This is a genomic window from Marilutibacter maris, from assembly GCF_003233695.1.
Lineage (GTDB): Bacteria > Pseudomonadota > Gammaproteobacteria > Xanthomonadales > Xanthomonadaceae > Marilutibacter > Marilutibacter maris.
In genome coordinates this window covers 770,538-795,091 of sequence record NZ_CP029843.1, presented here as the reverse complement: position 1 = coordinate 795,091, position 24,554 = coordinate 770,538, and the positions used below count along the sequence as shown (strand labels likewise).

26 protein-coding genes and 1 tRNA gene are annotated in these 24,554 nt (G+C 70.6%); 9 read left to right on the top strand and 18 right to left on the bottom strand.

Features of this window, described 5'->3' with window-relative positions:
• Window positions 1-446: 446 nt before the first annotated feature.
• From pdhA to C9I47_RS03535, 6 genes are all read left to right on the top strand, one after another.
• Entirely contained in the window at window positions 447-1,520 is a 1,074-nt protein-coding gene (gene pdhA / locus C9I47_RS03560; RefSeq protein WP_111265519.1) for a pyruvate dehydrogenase (acetyl-transferring) E1 component subunit alpha, read from the top strand.
• A complete protein-coding gene (locus tag C9I47_RS03555; protein WP_407067494.1) occupies window positions 1,517-2,557 on the top strand; it encodes an alpha-ketoacid dehydrogenase subunit beta in 1,041 nt (346 codons plus the stop codon). The genes pdhA and C9I47_RS03555 overlap by 4 nt, the downstream gene beginning before the upstream one ends.
• A gap of 19 nt (window positions 2,558-2,576) precedes the next feature.
• Window positions 2,577-3,923 (top strand): dihydrolipoamide acetyltransferase family protein, encoded by a 1,347-nt coding sequence (locus tag C9I47_RS03550; RefSeq protein WP_111265518.1) that lies wholly within the window; start codon window positions 2,577-2,579, stop codon window positions 3,921-3,923.
• A gap of 221 nt (window positions 3,924-4,144) precedes the next feature.
• Window positions 4,145-4,942 (top strand): M23 family metallopeptidase, encoded by a 798-nt coding sequence (locus tag C9I47_RS03545; protein WP_111265517.1) that lies wholly within the window; start codon window positions 4,145-4,147, stop codon window positions 4,940-4,942.
• A 112-nt stretch (window positions 4,943-5,054) separates the two neighbouring features.
• On the top strand, window positions 5,055-5,942 hold the full coding sequence (locus C9I47_RS03540; RefSeq protein WP_111265516.1) for a HEAT repeat domain-containing protein: 888 nt from the start codon (window positions 5,055-5,057) through the stop codon (window positions 5,940-5,942).
• Window positions 5,943-6,030: 88 nt separating this feature from the next.
• Window positions 6,031-6,420 carry a VOC family protein gene (locus tag C9I47_RS03535; protein ID WP_111265515.1) on the top strand — a complete coding sequence of 130 codons (390 nt, stop codon included), beginning with the start codon at window positions 6,031-6,033 and terminating at the stop codon, window positions 6,418-6,420.
• Window positions 6,421-6,522: 102 nt separating this feature from the next.
• Here the strand turns inward: C9I47_RS03535 and C9I47_RS03530 are convergent, their stop codons facing one another.
• The 4 genes from C9I47_RS03530 to C9I47_RS03515 all read right to left on the bottom strand — a co-directional run bounded on the left by C9I47_RS03530 (window position 6,523) and on the right by C9I47_RS03515 (window position 10,541).
• Window positions 6,523-7,689, bottom strand: coding sequence for a GGDEF domain-containing protein (locus C9I47_RS03530; protein ID WP_190238593.1), 1,167 nt, complete (start codon window positions 7,687-7,689; stop codon window positions 6,523-6,525).
• A 112-nt stretch (window positions 7,690-7,801) separates the two neighbouring features.
• Window positions 7,802-8,758: an MBL fold metallo-hydrolase gene (locus tag C9I47_RS03525; RefSeq protein ID WP_111265513.1), complete on the bottom strand. Its 957-nt coding sequence runs from the start codon at window positions 8,756-8,758 to the stop codon at window positions 7,802-7,804.
• Between the two features lie 94 nt (window positions 8,759-8,852).
• Window positions 8,853-9,164, bottom strand: a complete 312-nt coding sequence (locus tag C9I47_RS03520) for a hypothetical protein (RefSeq protein ID WP_111265512.1) — start codon at window positions 9,162-9,164, stop codon at window positions 8,853-8,855.
• Window positions 9,165-9,197: 33 nt separating this feature from the next.
• The gene (locus C9I47_RS03515; protein ID WP_111265511.1) at window positions 9,198-10,541 is read right to left on the bottom strand and encodes a tryptophan--tRNA ligase; all 1,344 of its coding nucleotides are present in this window, start codon (window positions 10,539-10,541) and stop codon (window positions 9,198-9,200) included.
• A 201-nt stretch (window positions 10,542-10,742) separates the two neighbouring features.
• Here C9I47_RS03515 and C9I47_RS03510 point away from each other — a divergent pair, with 201 nt between their 5' ends.
• Window positions 10,743-11,543 carry a hypothetical protein gene (locus C9I47_RS03510; protein ID WP_111267940.1) on the top strand — a complete coding sequence of 267 codons (801 nt, stop codon included), beginning with the start codon at window positions 10,743-10,745 and terminating at the stop codon, window positions 11,541-11,543.
• Window positions 11,544-11,729: 186 nt separating this feature from the next.
• Here the strand turns inward: C9I47_RS03510 and C9I47_RS03505 are convergent, their stop codons facing one another.
• The 7 genes from C9I47_RS03505 to birA all read right to left on the bottom strand — a co-directional run bounded on the left by C9I47_RS03505 (window position 11,730) and on the right by birA (window position 16,054).
• On the bottom strand, window positions 11,730-11,930 hold the full coding sequence (locus C9I47_RS03505; protein ID WP_111265510.1) for a CsbD family protein: 201 nt from the start codon (window positions 11,928-11,930) through the stop codon (window positions 11,730-11,732).
• 214 nt (window positions 11,931-12,144) lie between these two features.
• Entirely contained in the window at window positions 12,145-12,297 is a 153-nt protein-coding gene (locus C9I47_RS03500) for an entericidin A/B family lipoprotein (protein ID WP_111265509.1), read from the bottom strand.
• 200 nt (window positions 12,298-12,497) lie between these two features.
• Window positions 12,498-13,421 (bottom strand): arginase, encoded by a 924-nt coding sequence (gene rocF / locus C9I47_RS03495; RefSeq protein ID WP_111265508.1) that lies wholly within the window; start codon window positions 13,419-13,421, stop codon window positions 12,498-12,500.
• Between the two features lie 69 nt (window positions 13,422-13,490).
• Window positions 13,491-13,566: transfer RNA gene (locus C9I47_RS03490), tRNA-Thr, on the bottom strand.
• A 36-nt stretch (window positions 13,567-13,602) separates the two neighbouring features.
• Complete coding sequence (locus C9I47_RS03485; protein WP_111265507.1) at window positions 13,603-14,250, bottom strand: hypothetical protein; 648 nt, start codon at window positions 14,248-14,250, stop codon at window positions 13,603-13,605.
• Entirely contained in the window at window positions 14,244-15,026 is a 783-nt protein-coding gene (locus tag C9I47_RS03480; protein ID WP_111265506.1) for a type III pantothenate kinase, read from the bottom strand. The genes C9I47_RS03485 and C9I47_RS03480 overlap by 7 nt, the downstream gene beginning before the upstream one ends.
• Window positions 15,023-16,054: a bifunctional biotin--[acetyl-CoA-carboxylase] ligase/biotin operon repressor BirA gene (gene birA, locus C9I47_RS03475; protein ID WP_111267939.1), complete on the bottom strand. Its 1,032-nt coding sequence runs from the start codon at window positions 16,052-16,054 to the stop codon at window positions 15,023-15,025. Before birA ends, C9I47_RS03480 begins: the two co-directional genes overlap by 4 nt.
• Window positions 16,055-16,258: 204 nt before the next feature.
• Here birA and C9I47_RS03470 point away from each other — a divergent pair, with 204 nt between their 5' ends.
• Both C9I47_RS03470 and C9I47_RS03465 read left to right on the top strand, forming a co-directional pair.
• Window positions 16,259-16,543, top strand: coding sequence for a hypothetical protein (locus tag C9I47_RS03470; RefSeq protein WP_111265505.1), 285 nt, complete (start codon window positions 16,259-16,261; stop codon window positions 16,541-16,543).
• Window positions 16,544-16,620: 77 nt separating this feature from the next.
• Window positions 16,621-17,403, top strand: a complete 783-nt coding sequence (locus C9I47_RS03465; RefSeq protein WP_111267938.1) for a M90 family metallopeptidase — start codon at window positions 16,621-16,623, stop codon at window positions 17,401-17,403.
• Window positions 17,404-17,496: 93 nt separating this feature from the next.
• On the opposite strand, the gene C9I47_RS03460 is transcribed toward C9I47_RS03465, so the two are convergent.
• From C9I47_RS03460 to C9I47_RS03430, 7 genes are all read right to left on the bottom strand, one after another.
• Window positions 17,497-18,867, bottom strand: coding sequence for an ATP-binding protein (locus C9I47_RS03460; protein ID WP_170288161.1), 1,371 nt, complete (start codon window positions 18,865-18,867; stop codon window positions 17,497-17,499).
• A 349-nt stretch (window positions 18,868-19,216) separates the two neighbouring features.
• Window positions 19,217-19,900, bottom strand: coding sequence for a response regulator transcription factor (locus tag C9I47_RS03455; protein ID WP_111265503.1), 684 nt, complete (start codon window positions 19,898-19,900; stop codon window positions 19,217-19,219).
• A 79-nt stretch (window positions 19,901-19,979) separates the two neighbouring features.
• Entirely contained in the window at window positions 19,980-20,366 is a 387-nt protein-coding gene (locus tag C9I47_RS03450) for a PepSY domain-containing protein (RefSeq protein ID WP_111265502.1), read from the bottom strand.
• A gap of 241 nt (window positions 20,367-20,607) precedes the next feature.
• Window positions 20,608-21,516, bottom strand: coding sequence for an arginine deiminase-related protein (locus C9I47_RS03445; RefSeq protein WP_111265501.1), 909 nt, complete (start codon window positions 21,514-21,516; stop codon window positions 20,608-20,610).
• 39 nt (window positions 21,517-21,555) lie between these two features.
• Window positions 21,556-22,626 carry a tRNA dihydrouridine(20/20a) synthase DusA gene (gene dusA, locus C9I47_RS03440; RefSeq protein WP_190238592.1) on the bottom strand — a complete coding sequence of 357 codons (1,071 nt, stop codon included), beginning with the start codon at window positions 22,624-22,626 and terminating at the stop codon, window positions 21,556-21,558.
• Between the two features lie 353 nt (window positions 22,627-22,979).
• Window positions 22,980-24,104: an oxidoreductase gene (locus C9I47_RS03435; protein ID WP_223250265.1), complete on the bottom strand. Its 1,125-nt coding sequence runs from the start codon at window positions 24,102-24,104 to the stop codon at window positions 22,980-22,982.
• Window position 24,105: 1 nt separating this feature from the next.
• Window positions 24,106-24,495 carry a RidA family protein gene (locus C9I47_RS03430; RefSeq protein ID WP_111265499.1) on the bottom strand — a complete coding sequence of 130 codons (390 nt, stop codon included), beginning with the start codon at window positions 24,493-24,495 and terminating at the stop codon, window positions 24,106-24,108.
• Between the last annotated feature and the right edge of the window lie 59 nt (window positions 24,496-24,554).

Genomic DNA, 24,554 nt, shown 5'->3' with positions numbered 1-24,554 from the left:
GGCGATTCGCGCGCAGCGCGAATGGGGGTGTGGCAGCGCAACGGTGGGGCCCAAGGTTTGCGAAGCAAACTTTGGGGATTCCCGGGCGCAGCCCGGGGATCGCGGCTTACGCCGCTCCTGCGAAGAGCAGAACGGCATTCGCCTGTCCCATGAACCCAGCCCCCTGATCGAGGGGCGATTCGCATCGCAGATACGAATAGGGGTGTGGCAACGCAACGGCGGGGCCCAAGGTTTGCGCAGCAAACTTTGGGGATTCCCGGGCGCAGCCCGGGGATCGCGGTTCACGCCGCTCCCACGGGATGGAGGCGCATGGCCCGGCTCCGCTCGCCCCGCCTGTCCCGCGCGCCTAGCGCTTTTCCCGCAGGCTTGCATGTCGCAGCGCGCAACGGTCCCTTAAGGCGGCTTGGTTATCATCGGACGATCATGTTTTACGGGAACCAGTCGCGATGACCGTCGCCGCGAAGTTCGAAATCGAGTACCTGCAATACCTCGATCCGCAAGGAAAGCCGATCGGCAAGCTGCCGCCGGCGTTCAAGGATCCCAAGACCCTGCTGCCGCTGTTCAAGCAGATGCTGTTCGTGCGCACCTTCGACGACAAGGCGATCCGCCTGCAGCGCACCGGCAAGCTCGGCACCTACGCCGCCTGCCTCGGCCACGAGGCGACCCACGTCGGCATCGGCGCGTCGATGCAGGAGGCCGACGTGTTCGCACCCAGCTACCGCGAGTACGGCGCGCAGTTCATGCGCGGCGTGCAGGCGCGCGAGATCCTGCTGTACTGGGGCGGCGACGAGCGTGGCAACGACTTCGCCGTGCCGCGCCACGACTATGCCTGGAGCGTGCCGATCTCGACCCAGTGCCTGCACGCGGCCGGTGCCGCGCTGGCGTTCAAGCTGCGCGGGCAGAAGCAGCTCGCGGTCGCCTGCTGCGGCGACGGCGGCTCGTCCAAGACCGACTTCTACGCCGCGCTCAACTCCGCCGGCGCCTACCAGCTGCCGCTGATCCTGTGCGTGGTCAACAACGGCTGGGCGATCTCGGTGCCGCGCTCGGCCCAGACCGGCGCCCAGACCCTGGCGCAAAAGGGACTGGCCGGTGGTCTGCACTGCCTGCAGGTCGACGGCAACGACCTGATCGCCGTGCTCGAGGGCATGCGCCGCGCCGCCGAGCGCGCGCGCAACGGCGAGGGCGGCAGCGTGATCGAGTTCATGACCTACCGCCTGCACGACCACACCACCGCCGACGACGCCCGCCGCTACCGCGACGACGCCGAGGTCAAGGACGCCTGGACCCGCGACCCGATGGTCCGCCTGCGCAACTACCTGACCGCGCAGAAGCTGTGGAGCGAGGACGAGGAGAAGGCCTGGGCGGAGGAATGCGCGCGCAAGGTCGACGTCGAGATCAACGCCTACCTGGAGACCCCGGTGCAGCCGGTCGAGGCGATGTTCGATTACCTCTACGCCGATCCGCCGGCGGACCTGCTGGAACAGCGCGAAGCGGCGATCCGTCGCGAGGGACGCGCATGAACAAGGCCGAGACCATGACCGCGACTCCATCCAACGCCGCCGCCGAGGCGCCCGCCGCCGCCGCGATCACCCTGATCGAGGCGATCACCCAGGCGCTGGCCTACGAGATGCGCAACGACGACACCGTGCTGGTGCTGGGCGAGGACGTCGGCGTCAACGGCGGCGTGTTCCGCGCGACCGCCGGCCTGCAGCAGCAGTTCGGCCCCGAACGCGTGCTCGACACCCCGCTCGACGAGACCACCATCGCCGGCCTCACCGTCGGCCTGGCCAGCCAGGGCATGAAGCCGGTCGCCGAAGCGCAGTTCGACGGCTTCATGTATCCGATGGTCGACCACATCGTCTGCCACGCGGCGCGCTTCCGCTACCGCACCCGCGGCCGCCTGACCTGCCCGATGGTGCTGCGGGTGCCGTGGGGCGGCGGCATCCGCGCGCCGGAACACCACAGCGAGGCCAACGAGGCGATCTTCACCAACGTGCCCGGCCTGCGGGTGGTGATGCCGTCCTCGCCGGCGCGCGCCTACGGCCTGCTGCTGGCGGCGATCCGCGAACCCGACCCGGTGATCTTCTTCGAGCCCAAGCGCATCTACCGCCAGTACAAGGAGGTCGTGCCCGACGACGGAGAGGCGCTGCCGCTGGACGTGTGCTACGTGCTGCGCGACGGCAGCGACGTGACCCTGGTGACCTGGGGCGCGCAGGTGAAGGAGACCCTGGAGGCGGCCGACAAGCTCGCCGGCGAGGGCATCAGCGCCGAGGTCATCGACGTCGCCACCCTGCGCCCGCTCGACTTCGCCACCATCGCCGAGTCGGTGTCCCGCACCGGCCGCTGCGTGATCGTGCACGAGGCGCCCAAGACCGCCGGCTTCGGCGCCGAGATCGCCGCGCGCCTGGCCGAGGAATCGATGTACGACCTGCTCGCGCCGGTCGAGCGCGTCACCGGCTACGACACCCACATCCCACTGTTCCGTCTCGAGATGAAGTACCTGCCCGGCGTCGACCGCATCGTCGCCGCGGCCAAGCGTGCCCTCGCCAACGGCTGATCGACCTGCAAGGACCGACATGAGCGACAAGAAGACCTTCCTGCTGCCCGACCTCGGCGAGGGCCTGCCCGACGCCACCATCGTCGAGTGGTTCGTCAAGCCCGGCGACACCATCCGCCTGGACGACAACCTGGTGTCGATGGAAACCGCCAAGGCGGTCGTCGAGGTGCCCTCGCCGGTCTCCGGCAAGGTGCTGAAGCTGGCCGGCGAGGCCGGCGACGTGATCATCACCGGCAAGATGCTGGCCGAGTTCGAGATCGACCCGTCGATGCCGCAGCGCGCCGAGGGCCAGGACACCGGCCATCACCACGGCGGCGGCGATCACGACGAGGCACCGGCACCCGAGGCGCCCGCGCCTGCGCCGGCCGAGGCCGCCGGCGAGCGCGCCGACAGCGGCACCGTGGTCGGCGCGATGCAGTCCTCCGATACCGTCCACAGCGAGCAGGCCAGCAGCGTCGGCGGGGTCAGGGCGATGCCGGCGGTGCGCGCGATGGCGCGCAAGCTCAAGGTGGACCTGGGCCGGGTCCGCGCGACCGGCGCCGACGGCGTGGTGACCATGGCCGACGTCAAGCAGGCCGCCGCCGACGGCAGCGCCCCGCTCGGCGCCGCCCCTGCCCGCGCCGCGGCGCCCACGCCGGCAGCCCCCGTCCAGGCCGCCCAGCGCTCGACCCTGTCCCAGGCCGGCAAGCCGGTCCGCACCCGGCCGCCGGCCGCCAGCGCCGCCCCCAGCGGCCAGCCCGAGCCGCTGAAGGGCGTGCGCCGCAACATGGCGCGGGTGATGGCCGACGCCCACAGCAAGGTGGTGGCGACCACCCTCGCCGACGATGCCGACATCCATGCCTGGACGCCGGGCAACGACATCACCGGCCGCCTGGTCCGCGCGATCGTCGCCGCCTGCAAGGCGGTGCCGGCGCTCAACGCCTGGTTCGATGGCGACAACCTGACCCGCACCCTGCATCCGCACGTCGACATCGGCATCGCGGTCGACACCGACGACGGCCTGTTCGTGCCGGCGCTGCGCAACGCCGACGTGCTCGACGCGCGCGGCGTGCGCGAGGCGGTCAACCGGCTGCGCGCGCAGGTCGAGGACCGCAGCATTCCGGCCTCGGAGCTGAGCGGGTACACGATCTCGCTGTCGAACTTCGGCATGTTCGCCGGCCGCTACGCGACCCCGGTGGTGGTGCCGCCGTGCGTGGCGATCGTCGCCGCCGGCCGTGGCCGCCACCAGATGACCCCGGTGATGGGCGGAGTCGAGGCGCACAAGGTGATCCCGCTGTCGCTGACCTTCGACCACCGCGCCTGCACCGGCGGCGAGGCGGCGCGCTTCCTGCGCGCGATGATCGACGACCTGGCCCTGCCCGCCTGAGCCCGGCGGACAACTCCGGCGGCATCCGCAACACCCGCGCCATCGCGGGTGTTGCGCATTTATTACATATGTTTTTTGATCCGGAATAAAAAATTGCTACCCCGGTCACAAACCGTCCGCATCCAGACGATAGCTTGAGTTGGCGCCGATCCATCGCGCGCCGCCACCGGGGGCCAGGACCCGGCATCCATGGACAAACATGCAATGGAGAGGATCAAGCAATGACCGCAAAGACTTCATCCAGGCACCTACGGCTCCGCCTGTCGTCGCTCCTGCTGCTCGGCCTGTGCACCGCCGCCGTGCATGCCGCGCCCAATTTCCAGCTACCGGTCTGCGGCAAGAGCAGCACGCAGTGGCGGGTCAGCAACTGGAGCGGACACAATCCGGCGCATGCGGCCGACATCAACTGGGGTTCCGGCGATGCCGACCTCGGCAAACCCGTCGCCGCCGCGGCCGCCGGCACCGTGATCAAGGCCGCCTACGACACCAACACCGGCTACGGCCGCAACATCGTCATCGACCACGGCGGCGGCTGGCGCACGCGCTACGCGCACCTGAACGCGATGTCGGTGTCGAAAGGACAGACGGTGCGGCGCGGACAGAAGATCGGAACCGTCGGCAAGAGCAGCGCCAAGTACACCTTCGCCGCGCATCTGCACTACGAACAGATCTACAACGGCAGCGTCCGCGACCCGATCATCAACGGCGTGACCGTCCCCTACGGCGGCGTCAGGTACTTCTCCGCCGGCGACTGCAACACCTCCGGCGGCTCGGCGACCGGCACGGTCAGGACCAACGGCGCCAACCTCAACATCCGTTCCGGTCCCAGCACCAACTACTCGGTCGTCGGCAGCCTCGCCAACGGCAGCAAGGTGACCATCTACTGCCAGACCTACGGCCAGTCGATCTCCGGCTACTACGGCACCAGCTCGATCTGGAACCGCATCGGCAGCGGCAAGTGGATCCCGGATGCCTACACCTACACCGGCTCCAGCGGCTTCGTCGCCCCCAGGTGTTGAAGCCCACCGAGGTGGCGCCCGCTCGACCCGGCGCCACCGACTCCGGGCCCGTCGACGCACGCGTCGACGGGTTCCGCCCCTTCAACCCATCGCCGCAGGGGTGTGAACGCAGATGAGCCGATCGGGCACCGCCATCGCAGCCACCGCCGTCGTCGTCGCCGGCATCGCAATCGCGTGGTTCTGGGTGCCGCGATCGGAGCACGCGCCGGCACCACCAGCCGCGCAGACTGCGTCGCAGTCGCCCGCCACCGGGCCCGAGGCCTCGCCCGGGTCGCGCAGCGTCGGCGACGACCTCGACAGCGAAGTCCAACGTCTCCGGGACGATCCGACCTACCTGCAGCGGCTGCTGGCGATGTACGCCTCCGAGACCGACCTCGACACCCGCGGCGCCCTGCTGGCGGTGCTGCGCGGCGCCGCCGACGACAACGAGGAGATCCTGCGCTTCGCCCTCGACCTGGCCGACGACCCCGACCCGGCCAGGCACAGCGACGGGCTGGCCCTGCTGGAAGCCTATCCGCTGGACAACGCACAGGTCCGCGAGCTGCTCACGCGCCAGATCGGCGAGGAAGACGACCCGCAGATGCTGGGCCGGCTGGTCGGGATGCTGGAGGCGGCGGTGGTGCCGACCGAGGATGCCGCCCCGCTGGTCGAGCAGCTGACCCGCCTGCGCCAACACCCCGATCCCGGGGTCCGCGCCGCCAGCGTCATGCAGTCGGTCTCCTGGGACAAGGGCAGCGACCTGGAGGAGGTGCTCCACCAGGCCATCCTCGACGCCGCGCCGCAGGTGCGCCAGGCCGCTATCGGCGGAATCACCGCCTCGGGGGCGCGCTCGCCCCGGCTCAAGGACGCCCTGCTCGCGATCACCGCCGACCCGGCTTCGGGCAACGACGAACGGTTCGCGGCGGTGCTGGCCCTGCAGGACTTCCCGCTCAGTCGCGCCGAATACGCGATCTACCTGCAGGCGGCACGGATGACCGAGCACGGCGACCACGACCACTGAGCTTCGGCCACCGACCCGGCCGGTCGCCTGTCGCCGCCGCATTGGGCGCTATCCTCGTCATCGCCCCCTCAGCAACGGAAGCCACGCCATGGCACACCGCAGCCGCCTCGCCGGTTTCATCATCGACTGCAGGACCGACGATCTCGATGCCGCCGCCGATTTCTGGAGTCAGGCGCTGGGCATGAGCATCAGCGACCGCGAGGCCGGCGACGGCAGCGCCGAGTACCAGATGTTCGGCGACACCCCGGGCGACCTGCATGTCGAAGTCCAGAAGGTGACCCACGAATCGCGCGTGCACCTGGACATCGAGACCGACGACATCGACGCCGAGGCCGCGCGACTGGAGGCACTGGGCGCGAAGAAGATCGCCTTCCACAAGCGCTGGTGGGTGATGGAGGCGCCGACCGGACAACGCTTCTGCGTGGTCCGGATGAAGCATCCCGAGCGCGGCGCCCCGCCCAGGGAATGGAACGACTGAGTTCCCGGGCTGAGCCCGCAGGAGCGGCGCAAGCCGCGATCGGGCTTTCCCGTGAACGTGCCATCGCGGCTTACGCCGCTCCTGCGGGTGCTTGTGCCGGTGCTACGGGTCAGGGGACTGGTTGAACAGCGGGGTGTCGTCGGCGATCACCCGGTTGCGGCCGCCGGCCTTGGCCCGGTACAGGGCCTGGTCGGCGCGGTCGAACACCTGGTCCGCCCACAGCTCGCCGGGCTCGCCGGTCGCCACCCCGATCGACACCGTCAACGCGAACGGCAGCGCGGAACGCATCACCTTGTCGCGGATACGTTCGCCGACCTCGACCGCGCCGGCCAGGCGGGTTTCCGGCAGCACCACCAGGATTTCCTCGCCGCCGTAGCGGACCGCGATGTCGCCGGCCCGGATCGTCGCCGCGACCGCGTCGGCGACCGCCTGCAGCGCGCGGTCGCCGAGCAGATGGCCGTGGCGGTCGTTGACCTGCTTGAAGTGATCCACGTCGATCAGCATCAGGCTGTACGGCGAACCGCTGAGGCGCTCGATCGCCTCCGGGCGCTGCCGCAGCTGGGCCAGGCCGACCCGGTTCATCAGCCCGGTCAGCTGGTCGTGATTGGCGCGATGTTCGAGTTGCTCGTTGCGGCGCTCCAGGTCGGCGCGGGCCTCCTCCAGGCGGAGCGCGAACGCCTCGCGCTCGGCCAGCAACCGGCGTTGTTCGTGCGCGTAGCGGCGCAGCTCCAGCAGGTGCTGGGTCTGCCGTGCGAGCACCTGCAGGCCATCGCGCTGGGCCTCGCTGAGCTCGCGCGGCACCGTGTCCAGCACGCAGATCGTGCCCAGCGCATGGCCGTCGGGGCTGCGCAGCGGCATGCCGGCATAGAAGCGCAGGGGCTGCCCGACGACCTTCAACCCGAACCGCGAGAAGCGGCGGTCGGCCCCCACGTCGGCGACCTCCAGCAGCCGCTCGGGCGTGCGGATCGCGTGGTCGCAGATCGCCTCCCCGCGTGGCGTCTGGATCACGTCGACTCCGAGCCGTGCCTTGAACCATTGGCGGTCGTGGTCGATCAGCGACACCAGCGCGCCCGGGGTGGCGCAGACCGTCGCCGCCAGCCGGACGATGTCGTCGAAGGCCTGCTCCGGCGGCGTGCCGATCACGTCGTAGGCGTCCAGCGCGGCCTGGCGTCGGACCTCCTCCGCGAAGCCGCGCACGCCCACCGGCCCGGCCGTCGCATCGGCCGGGGCCTGGGCGATGCTTGCGGGAGCTTCGGATCGCAGACGCACGGAGATCGGGAGAGGTTTTGTGATCGCAGTCGAAAGGGTAGCGTGAAGCCGGGCGCCGTCCCGTGACGGCGCCCGCAAGAGCGGGCGCAAGTCCGCCGTGGCGCCGCGTCGTTCAGCCTGCGGCGCGGCGGCGCGCCAGCCAGACCTCCAGGCCCTGCGCGTTGAGCTCGATGTCCATCGCCAGCACGGCGGCGATCGCCGCGTCGTCCAGGGTCACCCCGTGGGCCCGCAGCCGCTGCCGGTACAGCGTCTCCAGTTCGGCGACCAGATGGGCGTGGACATCCTCCTCCGCCGCCGCCCGCAGCGCCGCGGCGACCATCGCGTCGACCTGTTCCAGCAACATCCCCGCCAGCCGCTCGACCCCTTCGACGCGACCGAAATGGGTCACGTACATCGCGTCCGGCCGCGCCTGGAGCAGGCGCCGTATCGAGGCCTTCAGCGCATCCGGCTCGAACTGCACCGGGGTCGTGGTCGGCAGCGCGAACGCGCCGTCGGCGGTATCGAACTCGCGGTAGGACAGCCCGAAAGTGTCGCCGGTGAACCAACTGCGGCTGCGCGCGTCCCACAGGCACAGGTGGTGGCGGGCGTGGCCGGGACTGTCGATGCAGTGCAGCGGGCGGCCGGCCAGCTCGATCACGCAGCCGTCCGGCGCCTCGACCACCCGCGCCTCCGGCACCGGCAGGATCGCGCCGTAGCTGCGCGCCATCTCCGCCTCGCCGTAGACCGCGGTCGCGCCGGCGATCAACCGCGACGGATCGATCATGTGCGGCGCCCCACGCGGATGTACCAGCAAGCGCGCGTTCGGCAGCTCGCGCATCAATGCGCCGGCGCCGCCGGCATGGTCCAGGTGCACGTGGGTGAGCACCAGCCAGTCGACATCGGCGACATCCAGCCCGTTGTCCTCCAGTGCCTGCAGCATCGCCGGAACGCTGTGGTTGGTGCCGCAGTCGACGAACGCGCCACGGCCACCCTCGACGATCAGGTAGGCCGCATCGAAGCGCGGCCGCTGGAAACCGGTGTCGATCGTGGTGATGCCATGTGCTGGTGGCGTGGTGCCGGCTGACGTCATGCGGTCCCTCCCATTGGCGATGCCTGGAACCCAGTCTAGAGCGCCGCCGCCGGATGGGACATTCGACGATCGCGTCGACCTGGGCCCCTCCGCGCTAGCCCATCCGGCGCAACCAGCGCCGCCGCAGCGCGAACGCGGCGGTCATTGCCGCCAGATAGACGCCGTAGCCGACGGCGGTCGCCAGCACCTGCCGCCACATGTGCCCGTAGCCCGGATCGGCGGCCGCGTGGGCCCAGTGGATGGCGGCCAGGAACGCCAGCAGGGCGACCAGCAGCGCGCTGGCGTCGAACAGCCGCCGCGCCCGCGTCCGCGGCTGCCGCGGAAAGCACCAGAACAGCACGCCGAGGATCAGGAACCACGGCAGGAACAGGATCAGGGCCAGGTTCGGCTCGACGAGCGGACTCATCGCGGGACTCGCGCGGGACCGGGCGGACCGCGCTCAGGCCTCCTCGGCGAAACGGCCGAGCACCTCGACCAGTTCCTCGACCACCACGCCCTCGCCCAGGTGGCCGACCAGCGCCTTGCCCAGGTGCACGCCCTTGTCCAGCACGTGGTGGACCTCGGCGCCGGCGGACTGCTTGAGCTTCGCGACCAGTTGGCCGGCATCGCGCGGCGAGGCGTGGCCCTCGCTCTGCAGCAGCACCCGGTCGCCCTGCACCAGCTTGAAGTAGAAGCGCCCGTCGGCCTCGCGGTACTGCTTGAACACCGGAGCGGCGACCTTCTCCGCGGTCTGCTCGGCGACCGCCTCGACCTTCGACAGGTCGCGCAGGCCGACCGCCTCGCGCACCCGCTTCAGCAGCGGCGCGGCATAGGTCTCGCGCAGCCGCACCGCGCCCTCGCGCAGGGTCAGCTCGATCCTGGCCGGATCGGCGATCAACGCCTGGTACTTCTCGCGCAGCGGCGAGATCTCCAGATCGATGCGCTCGAACAGCGCCTGCTTGGCGTCGCCCCAGCCGATCCCGTCGGCGAAGGCCTGGCGCATCGCCGCGGTCTCCTCCGCGCCGGCGAAGGCCTGGTAGAGCTGGAACAGCGCCGAACCCTCGGTCTGCTTGGGCTCGCCCGGCGCGCTGGAGTCGGTGACGATCGAGAAGATCAGCTTGCGCAGCTGCTCGCGCGGCACGAACAACGGAATCGTGTTGTCGTAGCTCTTGCTCATCTTGCGGCCGTCCAGGCCCGGCAACGTCGCCACGTTCTCCTCGATCACCACTTCCGGCAGCGAGAAGTGCTCGCCGTACAGATGGTTGAAGCGCTGGCCGAAGTCGCGCGCCATCTCGATGTGCTGGATCTGGTCGCGACCGACCGGCACCTTGTCGGCATTGAAGATCAGGATGTCGGCGGCCATCAGCACCGGGTACATGAACAACCCCGCGGTGATCCCGGCATCGTCGTCCTCGCCGGCCTCGCGATTCTTGTCGACCGCGGCCTTGTAGGCGTGCGCGCGGTTGAGGATGCCCTTGCCGGCCACGCAGGTCAGCAGCCAGGTCAGTTCCTGCACCTCGGGCACGTCGCTCTGGCGGTAGAACCAGACCTTGTCCGGGTCGAGCCCACAGGCCAGCCAGGTCGCGGCGATCTCCAGCGTCGAACGCTGCACGCGCGCCGGCTCCTGCACCTTGATCAGGGCGTGGTAGTCGGCGAGGAAATAGAAACTCTCCACCCCCTCGCCACGGCTGGCGGCCACGGCCGGGCGGATCGCGCCGACGTAGTTGCCCAGGTGCGGGGTTCCGGAGGTGGTGATGCCGGTCAGCACGCGGGTGCGCTGAGCGGAGGAGCTGGCAGGTTGCATGAAACGGAATACCGGCTAAACGACGCCGCAGTTTACCGGAGCCCGCCGCCACCGGCCCAACCCCGGACCGGCGACTCGCGCGTTGAGCACCATAGGTCCACAGGAGACGCCCCGATGCGCCGCATGTCCCGACTTTCCCCGTTCTCCCCGCGTACCGGTCCGTCCGGGCGCCCGGCGCGGCCGTCGCCGCCGGGCATCGCCCTGGGCGCGCTGCTGGCGACGCTGCTGGCGGCCCCGGCGCTCGCCGGCCCGCGCCATGTCCGGCCCTACCCCTCGCCCGTCGCCGATCCGGTGCAGATGACCCTGGTCGATCGCGACAACGGCGACTGGCTGCCGACGCACCCGCACCGAGGCGAACAGTGGGTCGCCGGCCAGCCGGGCCACCGCTATGCGGTGCGCCTGACCAATACCAGCGACCGCCGGGTGCTGGTGGTGCTGTCGGTGGACGGCGTCAATGCGGTCAGCGGCGAGACCGCCGACCCGTCCCAGGCAGGCTACGTGCTGCAACCCTGGCAGAGCACCGAGATCGGCGGTTGGCGCAAGTCGCTGGGCGAGGTCGCGCAGTTCGTGTTCACCGATCCGCGCAACAGCTACGCCAGCCGCACCGGACGCCCGCGCAATGTCGGCGTGATCGGGATCGCGGTGTTCGAGGAGGCCTGGCATCCGCGGCCCCACCCGCATGCACCGGGCATCGCCAAGTCCGAAGCCTCGCGCGCCGACGCTCCCGCCGCCGACATGGCCGAGGCCGAGTCGAGCGGCTACGCCTCGCGTGCGCAACGACAGCAACTGGGCACCGGCCATGGTCAGCGCGAGTGGTCGCCGGCCTCGCGCACCCACTTCGTCCGCGCCAGCCGCCACCCCAGCCAGGTCAGCGAGATCCGCTACGACACCCGCGCCCAGCTGGTCGCCCGCGGCATCATCCCGCGCTGGCGCCACCATCGCGACGGCATCGCCGCGCCGCGCGCGTTCCCGGGCGGCTTCGTCGCCGATCCGCCGCGATAACGCCGGACCACGCACCCACCCCGACCGCGAACCGGCCGCCCCCGGCCCCGCCGATGCGACGGAGCCGGGGACGGCCATGGGTCGGTTGCAGGTGTGGATCCGCCGAGGTGCCGATTCACTGAGGCGCGGATCCGGTCGGGGATCGATCCGGCGCGGGACCGATCCCCCGCAGGGGGTCAGCGGGGATCAGTGCAAGCCGCGCTCGAAGTCGCGCACCTCGCGCTTGGCGTGTTCGCGATCCCAGCCGTACTGCTCCTGCAGCTTGCCCGCCAGGTACTCGGAATTGCCTTCGGCGATGTCGAATACGTCATCGGTCAGGTCGCCCCAGCGGGCCTGGGCCTTGCCTTTGATCTGCTTCCAGTTGCCAGCAATGATGTCCTTGTTCATGCGGATGCCTCTCGATGTGTGTGGGGGAAGCGGTCGTACTGCGACCGCGCATGCAGGGTCCCGCACCCACCGTTCGCATCGGATCATCGCGGCGTTATTTCGCCGCAGATGTTCATGAACCCCTCCCGAGCCGTTCATCGCACGTACGGTTGCAAAGAAAAAGGCCGGGAAATTCCCGGCCTTTTCCGTGCGTGAGGCAGACTCGTCCAGCGGCTCAGCATTTGCCGTCCTTGCAGTCCTCGGCCTTCTCCTCGACCTTTTCGCCGACGGCCTGCACGTCCTTGCCGGCGCCGGCCATCGTGTTGCAGGCGCCCAGGGTGCCTGCCGAAAAGGCGGCCAGCAGCATCAGTGCGATCAGACGCTTCATTTCGCATTCCTCCCATCGTGTGGTGGCGGATCGCGCGGCACGCGGGTCGACCGCGAAGACAGTGCCCGCGAAGATCCGGGGCATGCGGGGGCATGCCGTGCCGCCCATCCCACGACAAGCGCCATGCAAACGACGTGAAACCGGCCGCCGCCGGTCAGCACCCGCTCAGCTGGCCTCGACGCTCTGTTCAGCCGGCGCGCTCAGTCGCGCATCAGGGTCGATTTGCCGAACAGGCTCTCGACCAGGTCCACCGCCAGCTTGCCGGTGCGGTTGCGCTTGTCCAGCACGGGATTGAGTTCGACGATGTCCAGCGAGGCCATGCGGCCGTTGTCGGCGATCATCTCCATCACCAGCTGCGCCTCGCGGTAGTTGGGACCGCCCGGCACGGTGGTGCCCACGCCCGGCGCGATGCTGGGGTCGAGGAAGTCGACGTCGAAGCTCACGTGCAGGTGGGTGTTGTCGTCGACGCCTTCCAGCGCCTCCTCCATCACCCGCTTCATCCCGACCTCGTCGATGTAGCGCATGTCGTAGATGTCCAGGCCGTGCTCCTTGACCAGCCGCTTCTCGCCCTGGTCGACCGAGCGGATGCCGATCTGGCGGATCACGTCGGGGGTGATCGCCGGGCCTTCGCCGTCGAGATGGGTCAGTTCACGGGGGCCGATCCCGCACAGGCAGGACACCGGCATGCCGTGGATGTTGCCCGACGGCGTCACCTGGCTGGTGTTGAAGTCGGCGTGGGCGTCGAGCCAGAGCACGCGCAGCTGCTTGCCGGTCTCGCGGCAATGGCGGGCGACCGCGGTGATCGAGCCCAGGCCGAGGCAGTGGTCGCCGCCTAGCACGATCGGCAACCGCCCCTCGCGCAGCTCCGCGCGCACCGCGTCCATCACCGCGCGGTTCCAGGTCACGACCTCGGCCAGGTGCCGGTAGCCGTCGACCGGCGGCAGCCACGGATTGCGCGGACCGTCGAGGTTGCCGCGGTCGACCACGTCGACGCCGCGCGCGATCAGCGCCTTGCCGAGCCCGGCGATGCGCAGCGCCTCCGGTCCCAGCCGCGCGCCCTGGTGGCCGGCGCCGATGTCGGTCGGTGCTCCGATCAGGGAAACGGGCGGATACTGGCGGCTCATTCGGGGACGACTCCTGTGCGATGCGTGCTGTGCGATGCGAGCTGTGCGATGCGCGCTCTGCGATGCATGTGGTGCCGGCTGTCAGATTCGAACTGACGACCTACCGCTTACAAGGCGGTTGCTCTACCAACTGAGCTAAGCCGGCACGGCAGGCCATTCTAACTGAAGCGTCGCGGCCGCCTCAGGGGACCGGCGCGCAGTCGATCTCCTCGTGGCCGGGCGCGCCGGCGGCAGCCTGGGCCTGTTCGGGATCGAAGTCGGCGCCGGCATCGACGTCGAACCAGACCTTGGCCGCGCCGCGGCCGATCGGCGCCATGCGCGCGGAAAACCCCTTCCCGGCCAGCGCCTCGACCCGCCGCTGCGCCGCGGTCTGGCTGCCGTAGCGGCCCAGCGCGATCGACTGCGCCTCGATGCCGTCGCGAACCACGAACATGTCGCTGACCCCGGCTTCCGACAGCGCCCGCGCGGCGGCCTGCACCGCTTCCGCATCCGCGAACGGCGGCAGGTAGACCCGCCAGGCCTGGGGCTCGCCCTCTTCCTGCTTGCGCGGAACGATACGCGTCACCAGCGGCTCCAGCGCGGTCCGCGCCAGCGCGGCGGCGTCGTTCTCGAACGGTCCGAAGCTGAAGCAGCGCGCGACCGTGGCCGCGGCGGCGTCGGGCGGGGTCTGCGGCTCCGGCGCGGGCGCCTCGCTGGCCAGTTGCAGGCGCGCCACCCCCAACGGCGGCGGCACTGGCGCCGCCGCCGGCGACGGGTCGCGGAAAGTCCACCAGGCGGCGACCCCGAGGTTGAGGACGGCCAGGAATACGATCAGGGCTCGGATCAGCATGGCGGCGATTCTAGCGGGTCGAGTTCGGCCGTCGCCCAGTGCGCCAGCCCCTCCAGCACCAGTCCGGGCGACCACCGCGCCGACGGCAGCATCGGCAGCAGGCGCTCGCCTCCGCCGCCATGCACATGCAGGGGCGGCTTCGATCCGAGCAGGCGCGCGGCCTCCTCGACGCTGCGCGCGATCAGCGCCAGCGCCGCGCCGTCGCAACCCGATGCCAGGGCGTCCTCGGTATCGGCGGCGAACTCGCGGTAGTCGCCACCGGAGACCGGCAGCTGCGCCGCGCGGGCATTCAGCGCCTCGCGCATCAGCGCCGGCGATGGCGCGATGCGGCCGCCGAGGTGACGGCCGCCGGCGTCGAGCAGGTCGACGGTCAGCGCGGTGCCGACGCCGCAACTCAGCGCCGGACCGCCGCGCCGATGCAGCGCGACCAGGGCCAGGAAGCGATCGACGCCGAGTTTGTGCGGACGCGCATAGGCGATCGTCATCCCGGCGAAACGCGGCTGGGTGCGTGCGCACGAGATCCGGCCGCAGTGCCGGCTCAGGGCATCGAGCACGGTCGCGGTCAGCTCCGGCGAAGCGACGCTGGCCAGATAGGCGACCTCGAAGCGTGCCGGCAACGCCGCGTCCATCGCCGCGGCCACATCCTCGATGCGATGCGGCAGCGCCAGCACCTCGCCGACGCCGCCGTCCGCGCGCAAGGGGGCGCACTTGAGGCGGGTATTGCCCAGATCGAACAGCCACCGGCCCGGCGGCCGGCTCTTGGATGTCGCGCTCACGGGGTGTCCTCCCGGTTCCGTGCCGCGTCCGCCGCTTCGCGCCGCACGCTGACCTCACCCGAATGCACGTTGCAGACCTCGCCCGAGGCCAGCCGCACCTGCAGGGCGCCGTCCGCGGCCAGCCCGGTGACCGTCGCCGCGCGGCTGCCGGTTTCCGAATGCAGGGTCACCCGGCGGCCGCGGAGAACGTCCAGCGCCGCATAGCGGGGCAGGAACGGCGCCAGCCCCTCGACGTCGAACGTGGTCAGCGCCGGCAGCCAGTGCGCGAGCAGGGTCGCGGCCAGTCGATTGCGGTCGCAGGCGCCGTCGGCGGCCAATCCGGCCAGGTCGCACCATGGCTGCCCGATCGAGGCGGCCGCATCGTCGGCCGGCATCCGCACGTTCAAGCCCAGGCCGATCACCGCATGCGCCGGGCCGGCATGCTCGCCGCCGCCCTCGACCAGCAGGCCGCCGAGTTTGCGCAGCCCGTCCGCATCCTCGACGACGATGTCGTTCGGCCACTTCAGCCGCGCCTGCTGCACGCCCAGCGCATGCAGCGCCTCGACCGTGGCGATGCCGGCGACCAGGCTCAGGCCGCCCAGGCGCGCCAGCCCGCCCTCGAAGCGGCGCCCCAGCGACAGGTACAGATGCGCCGCCAACGGCGATACCCAGACCCGTCCGCGGCGGCCGCGCCCTCCGGTCTGGCGCTCGGCCAGCAACACCCGTGCCCGCCGCGGCTGCAGATCGGCCGACGGTCGCCGCAGCAGTTCGCTGTTGGTCGAGTCGATGCTCCATGCCAGCTCCAGCGTCTGCAGTTGCGCGAGCAGCGGCGCCGGCAGGGCCGCGCGGATCGCCTCGGCGTCGAGCAGGTCCAGCGGCGTCGCCAGCATGTAGCCGCGCCCCGGCCGCGCCTGGATCGGCACGCCCGCCTCGCGCAGCGCCCGGACCCGTTTCCACACCGCCGCGCGGGTCTGTCCGAAGCGCCGGGCGAGCGCGTCGCCGGACACCGGGCCGGTCATCAATGCCTGCAGCAGGTCGCGCTCATCCATGCCGGCGCCCTCCGGCCGACGGACGGTCATCGTGTTCAGGGAACTGGGCCGGAGCCCGGGAAACAGTCATGGCGCGGTTCATCGGCGGCATTATGCGCGAGCCGCTCCTGCTGCAATGCAGCATGAACAATCGAACACGATCCGCAAAAACGGGCTATATTCGGGATCTGCCGGGGACCGCCCGGCGCCCGGCAAGGACCCCCCATGCTCCGGATTCGCCTCTGCCTGTCGATCATCGCCTTCGCCGTCGCGATCACCGCGCCGGTGCTGGCGCGCGACACCAAGATGAGCAGTCCGGACGGTGGCGGTTGCTCGGAGTCGCCGACGCCTGCGACGGCCCTCAGGGAGACGCCGGCGCCGAAGGCCAGCCGCGCAACCAATCCGGAGCGCGAGACCCGCGCCAAGCCGAGCGTGCACGGCGATGCCCCGCACAGCGGGCGGATGCCCTCGCGACGCTGGCACAGCTTCCTGCCGGGCATGGTGCGCTGAGCGACGCTGCGGCGGCGCGCCGCCTTCGATCCCCCTGACCGCCTCCACGATTCCGCACAGGATTGCGCTTGCTCGGTCTGTTCAAGCGGCTGCGTCGCACGCCGCCACCGATTCCCGACGATATCTGGAACAGCGTCCGTGCCGACACGCCCTGGCTGTGCCGGCTCGATGAGGTTCGTGCCGGCAGGCTGGCGACACTCAGCGCCCGCTTCCTGCACGAAAAGGCGATCACCCCGGTCGGCGAACTGACCCTGGACGCACCCGCGCGCTGCCGGCTCGCCGCGCTGTGCTGCCTGCCGCTGCTGGAGTTCGGCGGCGAAGGGCTGCACGGCTGGCGCCAGGTGCTGGTGTATCCGGACGCCTTCCGGGTGAATCGCAGTCACGTCGACGCCGCGGGCGTGCTGCACGAGTGGCAGGACGAGCTGATCGGCGAAGCCTGGGAACAGGGGCCCTTGATCCTGTCGTGGGCCGACATCGAGGCCGATTGCGCCGATCCGCGGGCCGGTTACTGCGTGGCCGCCCACGAGATGGCGCACAAGCTCGACGCCCTGGACGGCGTGCTCGACGGTACGCCGCCGCTGCCGCGACCGTGGCAACGCGAATGGGCACGCGACTTCCAGAGCGCCTACGACGCCTTCGCCGACGCGGTCGACGCCGGCCGCAGGACCGCGATCGACCCGTATGCGGTCGAGTCGCCGGAGGAGTTCTTCGCGGTCGCCACCGAGTACCACTTCAGCGACCCGCAACTGCTGCGCAGCCAGATGCCGGCGGTGGCCGATCACCTGCGCCGGCTGTACGGTGCATCGCCGTTCGAGCCCTGGCCGCTCCTACGGGCAACAGCTCGGGACCCAGCCCCGTGATTCGCGCAGTGCGCGAATAGGGGTGTGGATGGAAGATATCCGGGCGCAGCCAGGGGATCGCGGCTCACGCCGCGCCTACGACCCGTTCCACCGTTACAGGCCCGGCGGCAGCCTGACCTCGAAGCGGGCGCCGCCCAGCTCCTCGGAGCGCAGCACGTCGAGGGTGCCGCGGTAGCTGCGGACCACGTCCTGCACCGTCGCCAGACCAATGCCGTGGCCCTGCACGCGCTCGTCGCCACGGACGCCGCGCTGCAATACGCGCTCGATCTTGTCCACGGGAATGCCGGGGCCGTCGTCGTCGACCGCCAGCAACAGGCCCGGGCGGCGATTGGGGGCGACCTCGCCGGGCTTGACCGTCAGCAGCACCCGCGAGCCGGCCCACTTGAACGCGTTCTCCAGCAGGTTGCCGAGCACCTCCTGCAGGTCGCCGGGCTCGCCGTGGAAGGCGATCCCGGGCTCGATCTCGAACTCGCACAGCACGCCCTTGGACGCGTAGATCTTCTCCAGGCTGCGCACGATCTGGTCGGCGTAGGGCTCGATCTCGACCGGCGCCGCGAACAGCATGTGGCCCGAGCGCGCCGCGCGACCGAGCTGATAGGACACCAGGTCGCTCATCCGCCGCACCTGCAGATCGACCTCCTCGCGCAGTTCCTCGGCCGGCACGTGCTCGGCGCTGCGCGCGCGCAGCACCGCCAGCGGCGTCTTCAGGCTGTGGGCGAGATCGGCCATGGTGTTGCGCTGCCGTTCCAGGTTCTCGCGCTCGCTCTCGATGAACGCGTTGATGCTCTCGGTCAGCGGTTCCAGCTCGCGCGGGTGACGGCCGCTCATCCGCGACAGCAGACCGCGCTGCACGCGCTTGAGTTCGTCGACCACGCGCTTGAGCGGGCGCAGGCTCCAGCGCAGGATCAGTCCCTGCAGCAGCAGCAGGATCAGGCCGGCGCCGCCGAGGTAGCGCCACAGCGCCTCGCGGAACACCGCGACCTGGCGCCGCAACTGGGTGGTGTTTTCGAGGATGTAGATCGTGTAGCGGATGCCCTCGCCGGTGTCGCCGGTCTCGTGGATCACGCCGTAGCCGTAGCGGTAGACCTCGCCGATGCTGCCGTCGAGCTCGGTCACCGGCAGCTTGCGGTCGAAGCGCTCCTCGCCGGCCTCCAGCATGTCGCCGGGCGGCAGCTCCGGGCCGACCGCCGAGGCCGAGTCCCAGTGCGAGCCGTCGAGCACCACCTCGGCGTAGAGGCCGCTGCCGGGCATGTCGAAGCGCGGATCGACCGCGTCGTAGGGTGGGATGAACTCACCGTTGCGGGCGAACTCGCCCTTGCCGGTATAGGCCAGCGCGTAGCTCTTCAGCCGCTGGTACAGATTGCTTTCGGCGGTATCCAGGAACGCGCGGTCCAGCGCATAGCCGGCCAGCGCCAGGAACGCCAGCAGGCCCAGGCTGGCGGCGAGCAGCTGCCGTGCCTGCAGCGAACGCGGCTGGCCCCAGCTCACCGTCCAGCTCCACGGGACGGTGAGCTGTCCGTGATTCGCGAGGCGGACGATCCCGGAACGAGACACCGTCCTCCAGGCCGTGCGCACGTCGCGGTCATGGCCCCCTGCATGGCAGGAAGCGCCTGGACAGGTGCAAGTGGGTTGGAAGACGGGCTGGACATGCGGCGACAGGTTAGCGGTGCGGCGGCCGGGGATGCATCAGGGCGCTTTCGGGCGGAGCGGGCCGGGAAACCGGACGCTGGAAACGAAAGGGCGCGGACAAGGCCGCTGCCCTGTCCACGCCCGTCGTGGCCGGTCCACGTCGAATCCGGGACCGACGCCGGCTTCACTCCCCGCTGCGCGGGATCGCGAAGCGGTAGCCGCGACCGCGCACGGTCTCGATCGGCTTGAGCGCGCCTTCCGGATCGAGCTTCTTGCGCAGGCGACCGATGAAGACCTCCAGCACGTTGGAGTCGCGGTCGAAGTCCTGCTGGTAGATGTGCTCGGTCAGGTCGGCCTTGGAGACCAGCTCGCCGGCATGCATCATCAGGTACTCGAGCACCTTGTATTCGTAACTGGTCAGGTCGACGTTCTGGCCGTCGACGCTGACCGTCTGCGCGGCCAGGTCCAGGGTCACCGGCCCGCACTCCAGGGTCGGCTTGCTCCAGCCCGCGGCGCGGCGGACCAGCGCGTTGATGCGCGCCAGCAGCTCCTCGACGTGGAACGGCTTGACCAGGTAGTCGTCGGCGCCCTGCTTCAGGCCCTCGACCTTGTCCTGCCAGCTCGAACGCGCGGTCAGGATCAGGATCGGGAACTTCTTGCCCTCGTCGCGCAGCGCCTTGATCAGCTCCATGCCCGACATCTTGGGCAGGCCGAGGTCGATGATGCCCAGGTCGAACGGCACTTCGCGGCCCATGTACAGGCCTTCCTCGCCGTCCTGGGCGGCGTCGACCGCGTAACCGTCGCGCTTGAGGCGGGCGGCCAGGGTCTCGCGCAGCGGGGCTTCGTCTTCTACAAGCAGGATTCGCATGGGAACTCCGTTCGGGGGAACTCCGTGGAGGGGATGCCCGAGGCCGCCAACGGCCCGGGAATGCCTACACCTTGGAGCTTCAGTCGTCGTCGTCGCGTGTACGTCGCGCATCGAGCCGCTCGGGCATCGGGCGCGGCGCGCGCGAGGAATGGGGATCGTCCATGTAGACGCGGACCCGGCCGCTGGAGTCGACCACCTTGATGCGATTCACGTCGCGCCCGTCGAAAGGCACGCGTTCGGCGCTGAGAACCTGCCCGCCGGTACGCCGCTCGACCCGCCGTACCGCGTCGCTGAGCGCACGGTGGTCGGCACCGCGCGAGTGCCGGGCCGGCTCGGCCGGCCGCGACTCGCGACGGTCCGTCGGCGCCGGACCGCGTCCGAGTTGCTGCGCCGCGACCTCACCGCCGACGACCGCGGACGCGGCCAGCAGGATCAACACGGTGGAGCGGGCGAGCGATCTGGGCATGGGTCTCCGGCGCTTGCGGAACAGGTCGTTTCGGGAGCTGCCGCGACCGTTCACCGGAAACCGGTGCCGATGCGGCTGTGCAGAGGCCACGTGGGTGGCGTTGCAGGGGCATTCTCTGAACAAGGCGGTGAATCCGATCTGAACTTTTCCGGTATCCGGGCGGCCCCCATTCAGCCACGCCCGGGGAACGGACGCAAGCGTGCCGCCGCCACGGGCCCTGTCGGCAAGCCGTTGAGCGGACTCAGAAAATCTCGCCGACGCAGCAGCGCAGCGAGCCGCCGGCGGCCTCGACCGCGTCCAGCGCCACCGCGGCCACCCGGAATCCCGCCGCCCGCAGCGCGAATCGCCCGGCCTCGCCCAGCGCCCGCTGCGCGCGCGCGCTCATCCACACCGTGTCCGCACCCAGGGCGATCGCATTGCCGGCGTAGGCGGCGCGTGCCTCGGCCGACAGCATCAACGCATGCGGCGCGTACAGGCCGGCGATCGTCGCGGCCAGCGCCGGGTCGGCGAAACCATCGGCGCAGACCAGGGCCGCGCGTCCGGCCAGCACCGCCAGCACGACGTTGGTGTGGTACTCGCCCGGGGCCAGCTCGAACATCAGGGTCGCGCGCAGGCCAAAGGCCTCGTGCATCAGCCGCGCCCCGGCCTCGTCGCAGCGTTCCGACAGGCCGCAGAAGCCCAGCCCGCGGGCGCGATCGATCACCATCGAGCCGGTCAGCTCGCAGGGATGCGGCTGGGTCGACAGGTCATGCAGCGCGTAGCCCAGCACATCGCTGAAGAAGCCGCGGATGTCGGCGCGGGCGGCCTCGCGCTGGCGGACGGGGTGGCGCATCCGCGCGACCAGGCAACGCCCGGCCACGGTCGCGAACACATTGTTGGGGAACACCGCATCCGGGGTCGCCGGAACGCCGGCGAAGCAGACCGTCGGCAGGCAGGCCGACAGGGCGCGGTGCAGTCCGCGATGCTCGGCCAGCGCGCGCGTGGCATCGAAACCGGCGGCGGCCATGTAACGGTTGTCGCCGGCCGACTGCTCGGCGCGGGCGAAGCCATCCGGGGCGACCAGGAACGCCGCCCGTGCGGTCGCCGGCCCGAAGTCGGCGGCGCAGCCACGCGCGGCATCGAGGAAGGCGGATGGGTCGCGGGTGATCATGGCGATGGCGTCATGTCGGCGGGCCCGCGAGCGACCGGATCAGGCCCGCTGCCGCTCGGGCCCGGCGAAGGACTCGGTGAGCGCCAGCGCGCGCTCGACCAGCGACCAGTCGGCCCCGGGCTTGTGCGCGCCCTCGCTGAGCACCTGGCGGAACGCGCGGCCGCCGCGTTCGCCGGCGAACAGCCCCAGCAGGTGGCGGGTGATGTGTTTGAGGTAGACCCCGCGCTCGAGCTGCGCCTCGACATACGGCCGCAGCGCGCGCAGCAGCTCGCCGCGCGATTTCAGCACGCCATTGAAAGGCGGCCCCGCGAACCAGGCCACGTCGAGCCGGTGCAGCAGGTACGGCGTGTGGTAGGCCGCGCGGCCGAGCATCGCGCCGTCGGTGTGCGCCAGGTGCGCGGTCGCCTCGTCGGCATCGGCGATCCCGCCATTGACCAGCACCCGCAGATCGGGCCGCTCGCGCTTGAGCCGGTAGGCCCAGTCGTAGCGCAGCGGCGGCACCTCGCGATTCTCCTTCGGACTCAGGCCCTGCAGCCAGGCGTTGCGGGCGTGGACCACGAAGATCCCGCAACCGGCCGCGGCGACGGTGTCGATGAAGGCACGGAAGCGGTCGTAGTCGTGGTCGTCGTCGACCCCGAGCCGGCACTTGACCGTCACCGGTACCGGCCGCTCCAGCCCGGCGCAGGCCGCGACCATCGCCGCCACCGAATCGGCGACCAATGCCGGCTCGCGCATCAGACAGGCACCGAAGCGCCCCGCCTGGACCCGGTCGGACGGGCAGCCGCAGTTGAGGTTGATCTCGTCAAAGCCCCACTCCGCACCAATCCGCGCCGCCTGCGCCAGCAACGCCGGCTCGCTGCCGCCCAGTTGCAGCGCGACCGGATGCTCGACCGGATCCATCGCCAGCAGACGCTCGCGATCGCCATGGATCACCGCGTTGGCATGGACCATCTCGCTGTACAACCGCGCATGCGGTGCCAGCAGCCGGTGGAACACCCGGCAATGGGAGTCGGTCCAGTCCATCATCGGGGCGACCGACAGGCGCAGCGAGGCCGGATCCGGCATCGCGGCGGAGGTCGGGCCGGAGGACGATGGAGTGAAAGCGGTCATGGGACGAAGTGGCGGACAGGCACCGGGGGACCGCCATTCTCGCCGGTTGTCGGGGGCGGGTCGAATGGAGGCGGTGGGCAAGCCGATCCAATATCCGGATCGCCGCTCGTGCACGCCCTGCCGCTCCGGCGATGACAGGATTGGAAGTGCGGCTCCGGCGCGTTTCGCCGGCGACGGTCCAGGTGCACGATCGCTGCCTACAGGCATCGCACCGCGTGCCGCCAACCTCCACGTCCCGGCCACGATCTGCCGCCGGCCGTGCGCGACATCGGCAGGTTCGGGCACGACGCATCGAGCACAACGACCTTCGTGGCGACGCCCCTCCCGACTGGAGGGGCGGTCGGCCGCGGCCATCAGCCTTCCGCGCAGACACGCTCGGCGTTCTCCAGATCGGCGATCGGCGACAGCAGTGCGCAATTGAACTCCGAGACGGCGAGCCCGGCATCGACACGTCGCGGCCAATCGGCGTTGGCGAGCGCGCCACGTCCCAGCGAAACCATGCTGGCCTCGTCCGCGGCGATCATCGCGGTGGCGCGCTCGGGATGATGGAGCGAACCGTTGGCGATGACCGGCAGGCGGGCATGCTCCCGAGCGAGGGACGCCAGGCTCGCGCCCGCCCCGAACGCCGGCTGCCACGCCTCGAACTCGGTGGTGTGCACGTAGTCGACCGGCAGCCGGCCGATTCGCTGGAAGATGGTCCTGGCGTCTTCCAGCCCTTCCTCCCACTTGTGCGGGAAGTCGTTGACCTTGCCCTGGGAAACGCGGACCCCCACGACCTTGCCGTCACCCACCCGCTGGCGGACGGCGACGGCCACCTGCTCCAGCAGGCGGATGCGGTTGCCGGTATCGCCTCCGTAGCCATCCTGCCGGTGGTTGGAGTAGCGGGTCAGGAACTGGTCGATCAGGTAGCCGTTGGCACCATGGATCTCCACACCATCGAAGCCCGTGGCGAACGCACGCGCGGCGGCTTGCGCAAAGCCGTCCACGGCTTCGTCGATCTCCGCCTGCCCCATCTCCAGCGGAACGGGATAGCGGCCCTGCCCCCGGTAGAAGCTCATCTGCTCGCCCCTGGGCTCGACCGCCGACGGTCCGGCGCCGCGGTCGCGGAACCGGTTGCCCTGCGACAGCGCGCCGGCATGCATCAACTGGGCGAAGATCCGCGCGCCATGGGCGTGGACGCGATCGACGATCCCGTGCCACGCCGCCTGCTGCGCATCGTCGGTCAGCCCCGGCTGGTACAGGTAGCCCTGCGAGAACGCACGATCGGTGTAGATGCCCTCGGTGATCACCAGCCCGAACCCGCCACGCGCGAACGCCTCGTAGTAGTCGCGCATGCGCGTGGTGGGGACGCCCTCCGCGGTCGCGCTCACCCGGGTCATCGGTGCCACCGACAGCCGGTTGCGCAACTGGATCGGCCCGATCCGCGTCGGCGTCGACAGGATCCCGTGGGGGTGCATCGGGGTGGCGGAGGCGCGCATGTCAGCGCGCCTCGTCGACGACCGCGATCGCCTCGATCTCGATCATCACCTTGGGATCGTAGAGCGCGGAAACCTGGGCGATGGTGTCGGCCGGATAGGGCTCGGAGAAGAATTCGCGCCTCAGCGCGACGACGTCCTTGAAGTCGGCCATGTCGGTCACGAAGATCGTGACCTTGGCGACCTTGTCCAGGCTCGAGCCGCCGGCCTCCAGCGCTCGCCGCAGGTTGGCGAAGGCCTGGCGCCCCTGGGCAAGGAAGTCGCCGGGGACGATCTTGCCCGACGCGTCGTAGCCGGCCTGGCCGCTGACGAAGAGCAGGCGGTCGACGCGGATGGCCTGCGACAGCAGATAGGGGGCGTAGGGGTCCGGATGGGTGTTGACCTTGGCGATCATGGGGTTCTCCTGGGATAGACTGGTTTGGATGAGTCGCCCTCATGTCGAGGAGCGCAGGA

Excerpts from the sequence above, each read along its gene's own strand:
- rocF (WP_111265508.1), bottom strand. The coding sequence starts at position 13,421 with ATGAGCCGCCAGTATCCGCCCGTTTCCCTGATCGGAGCACCGACCGAC.
- C9I47_RS03450 (WP_111265502.1), bottom strand. The coding sequence starts at position 20,366 with ATGCCCAGATCGCTCGCCCGCTCCACCGTGTTGATCCTGCTGGCCGCG.
- C9I47_RS03520 (WP_111265512.1), bottom strand. The coding sequence starts at position 9,164 with ATGAGTCCGCTCGTCGAGCCGAACCTGGCCCTGATCCTGTTCCTGCCG.
- C9I47_RS03550 (WP_111265518.1), top strand. The coding sequence starts at position 2,577 with ATGAGCGACAAGAAGACCTTCCTGCTGCCCGACCTCGGCGAGGGCCTG.
- C9I47_RS03505 (WP_111265510.1), bottom strand. The coding sequence starts at position 11,930 with ATGAACAAGGACATCATTGCTGGCAACTGGAAGCAGATCAAAGGCAAG.
- C9I47_RS03485 (WP_111265507.1), bottom strand. The coding sequence starts at position 14,250 with ATGCTGATCCGAGCCCTGATCGTATTCCTGGCCGTCCTCAACCTCGGG.
- C9I47_RS03445 (WP_111265501.1), bottom strand. The coding sequence starts at position 21,516 with ATGATCACCCGCGACCCATCCGCCTTCCTCGATGCCGCGCGTGGCTGC.
- C9I47_RS03525 (WP_111265513.1), bottom strand. The coding sequence starts at position 8,758 with ATGACGTCAGCCGGCACCACGCCACCAGCACATGGCATCACCACGATC.
- C9I47_RS03430 (WP_111265499.1), bottom strand. The coding sequence starts at position 24,495 with ATGATCGCCAAGGTCAACACCCATCCGGACCCCTACGCCCCCTATCTG.
- C9I47_RS03500 (WP_111265509.1), bottom strand. The coding sequence starts at position 12,297 with ATGAAGCGTCTGATCGCACTGATGCTGCTGGCCGCCTTTTCGGCAGGC.
- dusA (WP_190238592.1), bottom strand. The coding sequence starts at position 22,626 with ATGACCGCTTTCACTCCATCGTCCTCCGGCCCGACCTCCGCCGCGATG.
- pdhA (WP_111265519.1), top strand. The coding sequence starts at position 447 with ATGACCGTCGCCGCGAAGTTCGAAATCGAGTACCTGCAATACCTCGAT.
- C9I47_RS03515 (WP_111265511.1), bottom strand. The coding sequence starts at position 10,541 with ATGCAACCTGCCAGCTCCTCCGCTCAGCGCACCCGCGTGCTGACCGGC.
- C9I47_RS03435 (WP_223250265.1), bottom strand. The coding sequence starts at position 24,104 with ATGCGCGCCTCCGCCACCCCGATGCACCCCCACGGGATCCTGTCGACG.
- C9I47_RS03470 (WP_111265505.1), top strand. The coding sequence starts at position 16,259 with ATGCTCCGGATTCGCCTCTGCCTGTCGATCATCGCCTTCGCCGTCGCG.
- C9I47_RS03535 (WP_111265515.1), top strand. The coding sequence starts at position 6,031 with ATGGCACACCGCAGCCGCCTCGCCGGTTTCATCATCGACTGCAGGACC.
- C9I47_RS03540 (WP_111265516.1), top strand. The coding sequence starts at position 5,055 with ATGAGCCGATCGGGCACCGCCATCGCAGCCACCGCCGTCGTCGTCGCC.
- birA (WP_111267939.1), bottom strand. The coding sequence starts at position 16,054 with ATGGATGAGCGCGACCTGCTGCAGGCATTGATGACCGGCCCGGTGTCC.
- C9I47_RS03545 (WP_111265517.1), top strand. The coding sequence starts at position 4,145 with ATGACCGCAAAGACTTCATCCAGGCACCTACGGCTCCGCCTGTCGTCG.
- C9I47_RS03555 (WP_407067494.1), top strand. The coding sequence starts at position 1,517 with ATGAACAAGGCCGAGACCATGACCGCGACTCCATCCAACGCCGCCGCC.
- C9I47_RS03455 (WP_111265503.1), bottom strand. The coding sequence starts at position 19,900 with ATGCGAATCCTGCTTGTAGAAGACGAAGCCCCGCTGCGCGAGACCCTG.